A 12,816-nucleotide genomic window follows, 5' to 3' on the forward strand; every position below is an offset into this window, starting at 1 on the left:
CATGAAAGAAACCCGCTCCACCTGTCCGTACTGTGGTGTGGGCTGCGGCGTGATCATCGAATCGTCGGGCGCACGCATCACGGGTGTGCGCGGCGACCCCGAGCACCCTGCCAATTTGGGTCGCCTGTGCAGCAAGGGCTCGACCCTGCACCTGAGTGCCAGCCCCGTGGCAGCCGCCCAAACCCGCTTGCTGCAACCTCAGCGGCGCTTGGTGCGCGGCGGCCAACTGCTGCCCATGTCGTGGGACGCCTCGCTGCAATGGGCCAGCCAAAGCTTGGGCCACATCGTGCGCACCTATGGCGCTGAAGCGGTGGGCTTTTATGTGTCGGGTCAGCTGTTGACCGAAGACTATTACGTGTTCAACAAGCTGGTCAAAGGCTTGCTGGGCAGCAACAACATCGACACCAACTCCCGCCTGTGCATGAGCAGCGCGGTGGCGGGCTACAAGCTCACCCTGGGGGCCGACGCGCCACCGGCTTGCTATGACGATGTGATGCAGGCCGACTGCTTGTTCATTGCCGGCAGCAACGCGGCTTATGCCCACCCGATTTTGTTTCGCCGCATCGAAGAAGCCCGCGCGCAAAACCCAAATTTGAAAATCATCGTGGCCGACCCACGCCGCACCGACACCGCCAGCAGCGCCGACCTGCACCTGCCCTTGCAGCCCGGCACCGACGTGGCGCTGTTCCATGGCCTGCTGCACATCATGTTGCACGAAGGCTGGGTCGACACGGCCTACATCCACGCGCACACCGAAGGTTTTGCTGCCCTGCAAACCTTGGTGCGCGACTTCACCCCCGAGCGCGTGAGCCAACTCTGCGGTCTGCCCATGCCAGACTTGCTGCAAGCTGCACGCTGGTTTGCCACAGCAAAAGCCACGCTCAGCCTGTATTGCCAAGGTTTGAACCAGTCGAGCAGTGGCACCGCCAAAAACGCCTCGCTGATCAACCTGCACTTGGCCACTGGGCAGATCGGCAAACCCGGTGCTGGGCCCTTCTCGCTCACCGGCCAGCCCAACGCCATGGGCGGACGCGAGGTGGGCGGCTTGGCCAATTTGCTCAGTGCCCACCGCGACCTGGCCAACCCCGTGCACCGCGCCGAAGTGGCCGCGCTATGGGGCATTGACGAGGTGCCCGCCAAACCCGGCAAGACCGCCGTCGAAATGTTTGAAGCCGCAGCGGACGGCGAAATCAAAGCCTTGTGGATTGCGTGCACCAACCCGGCCCAATCTATGCCCGACCAACACACGGTGCGTCGTGCCTTGGAGCGTGCCGAGTTTGTGGTGGTGCAAGAGGCCTTTGCCACCGCCGAGACCTGCGACTTTGCCGACTTGCTGCTGCCGGCCACCACCTGGGGCGAGAAAGAAGGCACGGTCACCAACAGCGAACGCCGCATCACGCGTGTACGCGCCGCCGTGCCGCCTCCCGGTCTGGCCCGCCATGACTGGCAGATCGTGGTCGATCTGGCGCAGCGTCTGGCCCAAGAACCTGGCGTGGGCGAACGTCGTGAGGGCTTGCACATGAACTACAGCTCGCCCGAAGCCATTTGGTTGGAGCACCGCGAATCGACCCGTGGGCGCGACTTAGACATCACGGGCTTGAGCTATGCCCAGCTGGAAGTTGCCCCCCAACAGTGGCCCATGCCTGAAGGCGCAGCCCATGGCCAAGCGCGTCTTTACCAAGACGGGGTGTTTGCCACACCCAGCGGCAAAGCCCGCTTTGCCGCCATCGACTACGTGCCTGTGGCCGAAGCGCGTGAATCGCGCTTTCCGTTTTCGCTCAACACCGGGCGCTTGCGCGACCAGTGGCACGGCATGACACGCACGGGCGTGGTGGGTAAATTGTTTGGCCATGTGCCCGAACCCTCGGTGCAGCTGCACCCCGACGACATGGCGCGCTTGGGGTTGTCCGACGGCACCTTGGTCCACGTCACCAGCAAACGCGGCTCCATCGTGGTCCCCGCCTTAGCCAGCCCCGACATGGGACCACAGCAAGCGTTCATCGCCATGCACTGGGGCCCCGCCTTTTTGGGCGGACGTGACCACCAGAACAAACCACTGGCGGGTGTGAATGCCATCACCACCTCGGCGTACTGCCCCACCTCCAAGCAACCCGAACTCAAACACGCCGCCGTCAAAGTACTCAAAGCCGAATTACCCTGGACGCTGCTGGCCGTGGCTTGGCTGCCCGAGGACAGCGCCCACACGGTGCTGCAAGCCCTGCGTGCACGCATGGCCCAGTTTGAATTTGCCAGCTGTGTGCCCTTTGCCGACAGCGGCAACACCGACACGCCGCGCCAAGGCGTGCTGCTGCGCGCCGCGTGCAGCGAGCCACCGGATATGGCGGTGGTGCAAGACGTCGAGCAACAACTGGGCTTGAGTGAAGACAACAGCTTGCGCTATGTCGACGCCAAGCGCAGCCAGCTGCGTTGCATGCGCTTGCGTGCCGAGTCAGACTCCACCTTGGACGCCTTTGTGATTGCAGGCGACACCTCGGCCGAAGCTTGGCTCAAAGCCTTGCTACAAACCCAACAGTCGGCAAAAGCCTATGGCCGTCGCTTGCTGATGACGGGTCACACACCCCCAGTCGCCTTGACCAGCGTTGGCACCACGGTGTGCACCTGCGTGGGTGTGCGCGATCTGGCGATTCAAGCGCAGCTTGCACACAGCGCGCAGCAAGACGAGAACAGTTGCCTGTCGGACTTGCAAGGCACACTGAAATGCGGCACCCAGTGCGGGTCGTGCGTGCCTGAGCTGAGGCGCATGATTCGCCTGCATTTAGCGCCTGAGGCGGTCACGCCGTCATTGGCCTTATAGCGTCAAGTTATCAGTGCTGCGGGACAATACGGGCATGGCAATTGCACACTACCTCAAAGTCATTGGCCGCGGTCGCGATGGCGCACGCGCCATTGACCGCGCGCAGGCCGCCGACTTGATGGGCCAGGTGCTCGATGGCAACGTGAGCGACTTGGAAATTGGCGCCTTCTGTTTGGCCATGCGCATCAAAGGCGAAACGCCCGAAGAAATGGCTGGGTTTCTGGATGCCACCCACGCTCGCCTGCGGCCCATGCGCGCAGACGCCAGCACGCGTGTGGTGGTGCTGCCCACCTACAACGGTGCCCGCAAACTGCCGGTGCTCACCCCGTTGCTGGCTGCCCTGCTGGCACGCGAGGGACTGGCCGTGGTGGTGCATGGCTGCGCCACCGAGTCAGCCCGCGTCACCACCCAAGAGGTGCTGGCCGCCATGGGCCAAGCGCCTCTCCACGATGTACGCAATGTGCAAGCGGGCGAGCAGGTGTTTGTGCCGACCGAAGTGTTGTGCCCAGGCCTCAAGCGCTTGCTGGATGTGCGCCGCGTGGTGGGGTTGCGCAACCCGGCACACAGCTTGGTCAAGCTAATGAACCCCATGGCAGGCGACGCCTTGCTGGTGGGCAGCTACACGCACCCTGAATACGCTGTGTCCATGGCCAACACTTGGGCACTCACAGGTGCGCGCGCGCTGCTGCTGCGCGGCACCGAAGGCGAGGTGGTGGCCGATGCACGCCGTCAACCGCAAATTGACGCCTTTGCCCATGGGGCTCGCAGGCCTTTGGTTCAAGGGCAAACTGGCTCCCTGATGCAACTGCCCGACGTGCCCACGCAGATCGATGCAGTGACCACGGCGCGCTACATCCAACGCGTGCTGAATGGCCAACTGCCCGTGCCAGCCCCAATTGCACGCCAAGTCCAAGCCGCCTTGCAGGCTTTGGCCCTTTGAACATTCTTGTCACGAGCACACCGCCATGACCTTGTCACACGCCACCCCCACCCCACACGTCACCTTGGTCGGCGCAGGCCCCGGTGACCCTGAATTGCTGACCGTCAAAGCGGTCAAAGCGATTGGTGCCGCCACGGTCTTGTTGGTGGACGACTTGGTGAGTGACGCGGTGCTGGCCTACGCGGCGCCCACGGCACGCATTGTGTACGTTGGCAAACGCGGAGGTTGCCGCTCCACCCCGCAAGCCTTCATTGAAAAACTGATGCTGCAAGAAGCCAAAGCGGGTGAAAACGTGGTGCGCCTCAAAGGTGGCGACCCCTTCATCTTTGGCCGTGGCGGTGAAGAGCTTGAGCATTTGCAGGCCCTTGGGGTGTCGGTGACGGTGGTCAACGGCATCACCGCTGGTTTGGCGGGCGTCACCTCATTGGGGGTGTCACTCACCCACCGTGAACACGCCCATGGGGTGGTGTTCATCACCGGCCACGCCAAACAAGGTGACGGCAATGGCGTGGACTGGGTCGGCTTGGCCCACACAGCAGCGCAGGCCAAATTGACCTTGGTGATTTACATGGGCATGAGTGGCGCGGCTCAATTGCAAGCCGCCTTGCTTCAAGGCCTGGACTCGCAGACGCCCGTGGCGGTGGTGCAGCACGTGAGCTTGCCCACACAACGCCATGTGGTGTGCACCTTGGCTCGCTTGCATGACACTGTGGTGCGCGAAGCCATGGCCAGTCCCTCGGTGATCGTGGTGGGCGATGTCTTCAAAGGCTTGTTGGAGATGCAAAACGATCACGCCGAGGCACCGCGACAAGCATCGCGCTAAAGCGCCACACACACCGACCCCACTAAACTCACCGCATGAATTCGTTTGATGTGGTGATTGTCGGAGCCGGTGCTGCCGGTTTGTTTTGTGCGGGCGTGGCCGCCCAACAAGGTTTGCAGGTGCTGGTGCTGGACCACAGCGAGAAGGTGGCCGAGAAGATCCGCATCTCAGGCGGTGGGCGCAGCAACTTCACCAACCGCGAACTCGATGTGCGTGCACCGCACAAGCACTTTCTCGGCGAGAACCCACAGTTTTGTCGCAGCGCGCTGTCGCGTTACACCCCGCAGGATTTCATTGCACTGGTGCAGCGGTATCAAATCCCTTTTCACGAAAAGCACAAAGGGCAGCTGTTTTGCGACCGCTCTGCCGAAGACCTGATTCAGATGCTGCTGCGCGAGTGCGAGGCAGGTGCGCAAGGCGGGCATGTGACCCGCTGGCAGCCCTGTGGCTTGAAGGCAGTGCGCTTCAACGCAGCCGCTCCCACCGCTTTGCGTTATGAGGTCGACACCGACCAAGGCACGGTCAGTGCCGCATCGGTAGTGGTTGCCACGGGTGGCCTGTCCATTCCTAAGATCGGCGCAACAGATTTGGGCTATCGACTCGCGAAGCAATTCGGCTTGCGCTTGGTGGAACCCCGTCCGGGCTTGGTACCCATGACGTTTGATGGCGCAGACTGGGCGCCTTATGCACAACTGTCTGGTCTGTCGCTGCCTGTGCGCATCGAAACAGGATCGAAGAAGAACTTGCAAGGATTTGACGAAGACCTGCTCTTCACCCACCGCGGCCTGTCCGGTCCGGCGGTGCTGCAAATTTCCAGCTACTGGCAAACGGGCAGCGACATTCGGGTGAATCTGGCACCAGAAATCGATTTGCGTGAGCAACTGATGCAGGCCAAGCAACATTCCAAAAAGCTCATTGCCAACGCTTTGGCTGCTTGGGTGCCCTCGCGACTGGCCGATGCCTGGACCAGCCAAGACGCCGCCTGGCAACGCCCCGTCTTGGAGGCGAGCGACAAAGCCTTGATGCAACTGGCACAGCGCTTGGGCAGTTGGCCCCTCACACCCACAGGGACAGAGGGCTACAAAAAAGCCGAAGTGACGGTAGGTGGCGTGGACACGCGAGATTTGTCTCAGCAAACCATGGAATCCAAACAGCCGGGCTTGTATTTCATTGGGGAAGTGGTGGACATCACCGGTTGGCTGGGGGGATACAACTTTCAGTGGGCCTGGGCCAGTGCGCACGCGTGTGGCCGGGCTTTGGGGGCGGCATTAAAGCCGCTATAATCATCGTCTTTGCTGGCAAACCCCCAACGGCCTGATCAACTTTGTGTTGGGGAACCCCGCAGACATGGCGCATAAGCACGATCTTCTTGTGAACCCTCTGGCTGCAATATTTGGAAACATTTGGTAATGACCACCATCCGTGTAAAAGAAAACGAACCGTTTGACGTCGCGCTGCGTCGCTTCAAGCGCACCATTGAAAAACTCGGTCTGTTGACCGACTTGCGTGCCCGCGAGTTCTACGAGAAGCCCACCGCTGAACGTAAACGTAAAAAAGCAGCTGCCGTGAAACGCCATTACAAGCGTGTGCGCAGCATGCAATTGCCGAAGAAGCTGTATTAATCAGCCTCTTCCCTGAAGCAGACCTGCTGGGTCTATTCAGAAGCTCGCTTGGGGACGCTCAAGCGAGTTTTTTTTCGTCAATCATTTTTTTACTGGAGTTCCCATGAGCCTCAAAGACCAAATCACCGAAGACATGAAAACCGCGATGCGTGCCAAAGACAGCGCACGTTTGGGGACAATTCGTCTCCTCATGGCGGCCATGAAGCAAAAAGAAGTGGATGAGCGCGTCGAGCTGGATGACACCACTGTGATTGCCATCGTCGACAAACTGATCAAGCAACGCAAAGATTCGGTGACGGCCTACCTGAGCGCCAACCGCCAAGACTTGGCCGATGTGGAGTCCGCTGAAATGAGGGTCTTAGAGGTCTACCTACCCCAGCGTTTGAGCGCTGAAGAAATCACCTTGGCAGTTCAAGCCATCGTGGACCAAGTGGGTGCAACGGGACCTGGCGACATGGGCAAAGTCATGGGCGCGGTGAAAGCTCAGTTGGCTGGCAAAGCTGATATGGGACTGGTCTCTGCTGCGGTCAAAACAGCACTGGCTGGCTAAGCACACACGTCGTTGACATTTAACGCACGCAAAAAGCAAAGGGCTGTAGGAAAAGCCGCATAAAATTCTTATAAATTGTTGTATCGTTTTTGATATTTTTTAAACTTTAATATCTAAATCAAATACAATAATTAAACTTTAGGATTATTTTAGCGGTGATGATGAATACATTCATGGCCTCTGTGGCAATCGGTATCGCTCTTGCTGCTGCAAGCTTCGGTAGCCATGCCAAAGAACCAGGCGCTGGCTTACCTGATTTACTGATGGCCACTGTCGAAGGAAATCCGCAACTCAAAGCGTCTTGGTTGGATGTGATGGCCAGTGGACAAGACCTAGAAGTGGCAGAGCGGGGCAAATGGCCCGTCCTGTCAGCCATTGTGGAATCTAAAACAGGCACGGTATCCAGTACACCTTCTAGAGCGTTGCGCGCACAACAGCCTTTGTGGGATGGCGGACGTATTGCTTCTGTCGTTTCTGAATCAGAGGCGCAGAAAAAAGTCACCACGCACAAGTACTACCAACAGCAGCAGCAAGTTTTTCAGGCAGTGGTCAGCGCATGGCAAAGCGTGATGTCCAGCAAGGAAAGAATTCTCACAGCTGAACGCGCCTTGTCTCGACTGCAAGAGTTTCAAGCCCAAATGGCACGCCGGGTTGAAGCCTTGGCCTCCCCCAAAATTGACTTGGAGTTGGTTGACGCGCGTGTGTTTCAAACAGACGTTGAATTGAGCACTGCTCAAAGTGCCTATGCAAATGGCATCAGCCGTCTCGAGCAGATCACGGGTTTATTAGGACTGCGACAACCAGGGCGCATTGCATTTGATTTTTACAGCCCACAGCAAGCCAATGCGATGTTCTTAAACATCCAGTCCCAAGACTTTGAGTACTTGGCATCTCGCGACAACGCTGTGTTGCGTGCCCAAGCTGAGGTGGAAGCAGCCCGTGCACGGTTTAACACAAAGGATGCTGAGAAGTGGCCGCAAATTTTTGTGCGCGTCGATCAACCGATTGGCAAAGTTGTCAGCTACACAGACACACGCATGAGTGCGTTCGTGGGACTGCAATACACACCCAACGCCGGGTTCTCCAATTTGCTGCAAGCCCAGGCCTTGGTCACGCGCATTGAGAGCACACAACAACTGGTAGAGACCACGCAGCGCGAAGTGATTGAAGCCTTTCAAAACGACAGAGAAGACATCGTCGCGTCGCACAAACGCGTACGGGCCTTGCTGCGTGCCGTCGCAGGCTCAGAAGCCGTTTTGGCTTCGTACCAACGACAGTTTCAAGGTGGTAAGAAATCATGGCTCGACCTGCTCAATGCAGTGCGCGAATTGACGCAAAACGAATACGCACTGGCAGACGCAAAGACAAGTCTGATGGGCGCTGTCTACAGATACCAAGTTCGAGCTGGAATACCACTGTAAAAGACTCAAAGACGCCATCACAATGACCAACCACAACGGATTGACATGGGCTATTCAACATCTGGCGCGCCTCAAAGGCGAGCATCTGGATTTGCTCAAACTCAACACCTGTCTCGCAGACATGCAAGACAACTTGCCAGCACGTCAGCAACTGACTCTCGTGTGTGAGGCCTTGGATGCTGAGCTGGCATCTGAATCGGTCGTGCCAGAAGCCGTTGATTTGCCGTTTCTCTACGGTGACTCCAACCATGGATGGGGTGTTGTACTCAACCAAGACGCCTCAGGCCAGTGGTTGGTGCGCAGCGAGAAAGAAGAATTCACAACGACGGCTGAAGCCTTGGCTGCTGGTGCGTTTTTGATCAAATTTCAGAGCGAACAAACTTGGATCGGCAGCACAGAAGCGGGCGATTCGATGTTGACCAAGAGCTTCATTCAATTCGCATTGGGAACGATCAAACATTACAAAGCTGAGCTGGTAGAGGCCTCCTTGGCTTCGTTTTTTATCGGCGTGTTGGCATTCACCACATCGATGTTTTCGATGCAGGTATACGACCGTGTGATTCCGACGCGCAGTGAATACACCCTGTTGATCTTGAGCCTGGGTGTGATGTTGTCGATCCTGTTCGAACTGGCCATGAAATATGCACGCTCCAAACTCATGGACTACGTGGTGGTGGGGGTTGACAGCCGCCTGTCACGCGAAATCTTTCACCGCTTGTTGCAACTGCGGGTCGATCAACTGCCGCCCTCTGTGGGCAGTCTGGCAGGACAGCTGCGCGGCTACGAACAATTGCGTGCGTTTTACACCAGCTCCACCATGTTCACCTTGATTGATTTGCCTTTTGGCATCATCTTTTTGTTAGGAATGATGGCCATCGGTAGTGTGTGGGTGGCCCTGGTTCCACTGGTGTTTGGTGTGCTGAGTATTTTGATTGGGGTGGCATCTCGACAAAGAATCAATCAGTTTTCGATGGACTCGGCCGCATATTCAAACGCCAAAACAGGGCTATTGGTTGAAGCGGTTGAAGGCGTAGAAACCATCAAAGCAGGTTCAGGTGGTTGGAAGTTCTTAGCACGTTGGATTGCGGTGAACAGCCACACGATCAAAAGCGATTCGAAAATGCGTGGCTTCATTGAAGGCATTGGGTACATCTCGGCCATGACCCAACAACTCAGTTATGCCGGTTTGGTGATAGTAGGCTCCATGCTGGTCATGCAAGGCAGCATGACCATGGGCGCATTGATCGCGTGTTCTATTTTGAGCGGCAGAGTGTTAGCCCCCATCCTGGCCTTGCCCGGTTTGCTTGTGCAACAGGGACAAGCCATGGCGGCACTCAAAGGCATTGAAGCAATTTACCAACTCAAAACAGATACCCATGGTGTACAGCGCCCACTGGTGCCAGACCATCTACAGGGGCACTTCAAGATCGTTTCTGCCAAGTTTGCTTACCCAGGTAATCCTCCCGCTTTGGTGGTAGCAAATTTGAATATCCAAGCCGGTGAGAACATTGCCATTTTGGGTCCCATCGGAGCGGGTAAATCCACCTTGTTGCGCCTGCTCAGCGGTCTGTACGTGCCGCAGGAGGGACAGGTGCTGCTCGACGGGCTTGATCTGTCGCACATCAGCCGACAAGTCATCAGCCAAAAAGTAGGCTATCTACAGCAAGACCATCGCCTTTTTCAAGGCACGCTGAGAGAAAACTTGCTGATTGGTATGCCGGATCCGGGTGATACCGTCATCAAGCAAGCCATGGAACGTACTGGCATGATTAACTTTGTCTCAGCGCATCCGAAAGGCTTAGATCGTCCCATCATGGAAGGCGGCAAAGGGCTCAGCGGTGGACAACGTCAATTGCTTGCATTCACACGTTTGATTTTGTGCAATCCAGACATTCTTTTGTTGGATGAGCCCACCGCCAGCATGGACGATGAACAAGAGCGCCGTTGCATCCGTGTGATGCAAGAACTCGTGAAGGCCGGAAAAATGTTGATCGTGGTCACACACAAGCCCAACATCTTGCCGCTTGTCTCTCGAATCATCATCGTGGCCGGGCACACCATTGCCATGGATGGCCCCCGCGATGCCGTGCTGCAACGATTGTCTCAACCCGCAACGGCTCAACCTGCACCACCGACCGTCTTAAACCCCGCGATCTAAAGTTAAACATGCAGCATCCAGACAACGAAGCACCATCACGCCACGAGACAGAGATAACCAGCGAAGCTGTTGCTGCGGACACAGCCAAGGACGTGCTGCCGAAGTCGAATCCGAAATCGCTGTCTGGAAATCTGAATGACCAAGAGCATCCTCGTGGTGCTCGCACCACCTTGCGCGTCATGTTTGCCGGATTGTTATTGCTGGTCACCTGGGCTGCCCTTGGAAAACTGGATCAAGTGACACGCGCGCAAGCCCAGGTAGTGGCAGAGGCAAGAACCCAAGTCATTCAGTCTCCCGATGGCGGCGTGCTGACCGAATTGCATGTGAAAGAAGGTGACAAAGTCAAAGCTGGGCAAGTGCTGGCCACGCTGCAAAAAGAGCGTGCAGAAGCAGCTGTGTCAGAAACCAAAGCCAAAGTGGCAGCTCTGCGCATTACCTTGGTTCGCCTGCAAGCAGAGGTCTATGGCCGTCCATTGACTTTTGACAACGACTTGAAAGCCTATCCTGAATACATCAGCAACCAAACCGATCTATACAAAAAAAGACAACAGGCGTTTCGCGAAGACATTGATGCACTGACCAAGATACTGGAGCTCAGTGACAGCGAGTTAAAAATCAATTTAAAACTGGAAGCCAGCGGTGACGTGAGCAGAACCGAAGTTTTGCGCCTAGAACGCTCGGTTGCAGATGTGCGCGCACAACTGGCCAGCAAAAAGAACAAATACTTTCAAGATGCTCAGGCCGAAATGACCAAGGCGCAGGAAGATCTCAGCACGCAAAGTGAGCTGCTGAGAGATCGCAACCAATTGCTCGAACACACGGTGCTGACGGCGCCGGTAGATGGTGTTGTCAACAACATCCGCATCAACACCCTGGGCGGTGTCGTGCGTCAAGGGGAGTCGGTGATGGAGTTGCTGCCCTGGAGCGAAGAATTGATCATCGAAGCCAAAGTCACACCCGTTGATATTGCCTTCGTCTTGGTCGGACAAGACGCCAACATCAAAGTCGACGCCTACGACTCTTCCATTTTTGGATCACTACAAGGCAAGGTAACTTACATCAGCTCAGACGTGCTGAGTGAAGACACCCGACAAGGCCCCTTTTTGTACTACCGGGTACGCATTCGCCCAGAGGCTGGGCACTTACAAACAGACAAGGGCAGTCGTATTCAACTCAAGCCTGGTATGAGCGCATCGGTGGACATCAAAGCCAATGAACGCTCTGTACTGAGCTATTTGGTCAAGCCACTCAGCAAGGCGTTCAGTCAATCCATGGGTGAACGTTGAAATTATTGAGGTTCGATTTTCGCGTCTCTGATCGCTTTGGCCCACTTAGCGCTCTCCAGTTGGGTGCGACGCCCCAATGCTTCAGGCGTGCCGGGCTCGACCACAAAACCAATCTGAGAGAACTTCTCTTGAAGGTCCTTGCTTTGCGCGGCCACATTGATGGCTTGGTTGAGTTTTGTGACGATTTCCGAAGGCGTGCCTGCGGGTGCGAACATGGCAAAGTAAGCAATCATTTCGTAATCTTTGAGTCCCAAAGCCTCATTGACTGTCGGCAACTCTGGAATCGCAGAAGAGCGTTTCATTGATGTCACGGCCAAGCCTCGAATCTTTCCAGCGTTCACCTGGGGTAGCATGACGGCGAAGTCGGCAGTGAACAGCATCACTTGTCCACCAATGAGATCAGTCATGGCCGCTGGCCCGCTTTTGTAAGGGACACTGGTCATCTCAATTCCTGCCATATTTGCCAACACCTCACTGGACACCAATTGAGATGTACTGGCGCTGGCGAATGTGACGTGACCAGGCTTTGATTTAGCCAAGTTCACCAAATCACGCAACGTCTTCACAGGAACGTCGTTGTTGATGGCGACAACCAATGGAACAGACCCCAAATAACCCAAGGGTGCAAAAGCGGTGTCTTGGTCGTAAGGCAGCTTCTTCATCAAGCTTTTGAGGGCAGCATTGGTGCTGTTGGTGCCAATCAGCAAGGTATAGCCATCTGCTGCTGATTTGGCGACTACATCGGCACCTAGCATGCCATTCACACCAGCTTTGTTCTCTACGATGATGGGTTGCCCCAAAACATCAGACATCTTGGATGCGAATGCGCGACCGATTTGATCGGTCGCACTACCAGGAGCAAATGGAACAATCGCTTTGATGGGCTTGTTGGGGTAGCTTTGGGCAAATATAGGCAGTGCGACACCGAGTAACACCACCCCTGCTATTTTCTTGAAGTCCATCGTGTCTCCTTGTATATGTCATGAATCAACAGGCCACTGAAACTGCGGCCTTGCACATTCGTAGAGCACAGCCCAATCAGCACCATCGCACGCGCCACTTTACCTGCAAGCATGTTGAATTGCATCCAATAGTGAGCCACTAAACCTAGGTATTTGCATCCAAATTTGACCCACGTAGTCAAACTGTCCTGCTCAGCATTGAGCAGGAGACACAGGAGTGATCAACGTGGCGTTATTAA

Annotated in this window: 10 protein-coding genes; 9 read left to right on the forward strand and 1 reads right to left on the reverse strand. The window is 56.4% G+C overall.

What is annotated here, in order from left to right; all coding sequences use genetic code 11:
• Position 1 precedes the first annotated feature (1 nt).
• The 9 genes from B9Z41_RS16255 to B9Z41_RS16295 all read left to right on the forward strand — a co-directional run bounded on the left by B9Z41_RS16255 (position 2) and on the right by B9Z41_RS16295 (position 11,615).
• Complete coding sequence (locus tag B9Z41_RS16255; protein WP_100148131.1) at positions 2 to 2,815, forward strand: nitrate reductase; 2,814 nt, start codon at positions 2 to 4, stop codon at positions 2,813 to 2,815.
• Between the two features lie 34 nt (positions 2,816 to 2,849).
• Positions 2,850 to 3,755, forward strand: a complete 906-nt coding sequence (ybiB, locus tag B9Z41_RS16260) for a DNA-binding protein YbiB (protein ID WP_100148132.1) — start codon at positions 2,850 to 2,852, stop codon at positions 3,753 to 3,755.
• A gap of 25 nt (positions 3,756 to 3,780) precedes the next feature.
• Positions 3,781 to 4,578, forward strand: coding sequence for a uroporphyrinogen-III C-methyltransferase (cobA, locus tag B9Z41_RS16265; protein WP_100148133.1), 798 nt, complete (start codon positions 3,781 to 3,783; stop codon positions 4,576 to 4,578).
• A gap of 35 nt (positions 4,579 to 4,613) precedes the next feature.
• Complete coding sequence (locus tag B9Z41_RS16270; RefSeq protein WP_100148134.1) at positions 4,614 to 5,861, forward strand: NAD(P)/FAD-dependent oxidoreductase; 1,248 nt, start codon at positions 4,614 to 4,616, stop codon at positions 5,859 to 5,861.
• Between the two features lie 126 nt (positions 5,862 to 5,987).
• Positions 5,988 to 6,200, forward strand: a complete 213-nt coding sequence (rpsU, locus tag B9Z41_RS16275) for a 30S ribosomal protein S21 (RefSeq protein WP_007833691.1) — start codon at positions 5,988 to 5,990, stop codon at positions 6,198 to 6,200.
• Between the two features lie 103 nt (positions 6,201 to 6,303).
• Positions 6,304 to 6,750, forward strand: a complete 447-nt coding sequence (locus tag B9Z41_RS16280) for a GatB/YqeY domain-containing protein (RefSeq protein ID WP_100148135.1) — start codon at positions 6,304 to 6,306, stop codon at positions 6,748 to 6,750.
• 173 nt (positions 6,751 to 6,923) lie between these two features.
• Positions 6,924 to 8,171 (forward strand): TolC family protein, encoded by a 1,248-nt coding sequence (locus B9Z41_RS16285; RefSeq protein WP_158236206.1) that lies wholly within the window; start codon positions 6,924 to 6,926, stop codon positions 8,169 to 8,171.
• A gap of 22 nt (positions 8,172 to 8,193) precedes the next feature.
• Positions 8,194 to 10,329 (forward strand): ATP-binding cassette domain-containing protein, encoded by a 2,136-nt coding sequence (locus B9Z41_RS16290; RefSeq protein ID WP_100148137.1) that lies wholly within the window; start codon positions 8,194 to 8,196, stop codon positions 10,327 to 10,329.
• Between the two features lie 8 nt (positions 10,330 to 10,337).
• Positions 10,338 to 11,615, forward strand: coding sequence for an HlyD family efflux transporter periplasmic adaptor subunit (locus B9Z41_RS16295; RefSeq protein WP_199173015.1), 1,278 nt, complete (start codon positions 10,338 to 10,340; stop codon positions 11,613 to 11,615).
• A 2-nt stretch (positions 11,616 to 11,617) separates the two neighbouring features.
• Here B9Z41_RS16295 and B9Z41_RS16300 read toward each other — a convergent pair whose 3' ends face one another.
• Entirely contained in the window at positions 11,618 to 12,577 is a 960-nt protein-coding gene (locus B9Z41_RS16300; RefSeq protein ID WP_100148138.1) for a tripartite tricarboxylate transporter substrate binding protein, read from the reverse strand.
• Between the last annotated feature and the right edge of the window lie 239 nt (positions 12,578 to 12,816).

Source organism: Limnohabitans sp. JirII-31, assembly GCF_002778315.1.
In the GTDB taxonomy this organism is placed as follows: domain Bacteria; phylum Pseudomonadota; class Gammaproteobacteria; order Burkholderiales; family Burkholderiaceae_C; genus Limnohabitans.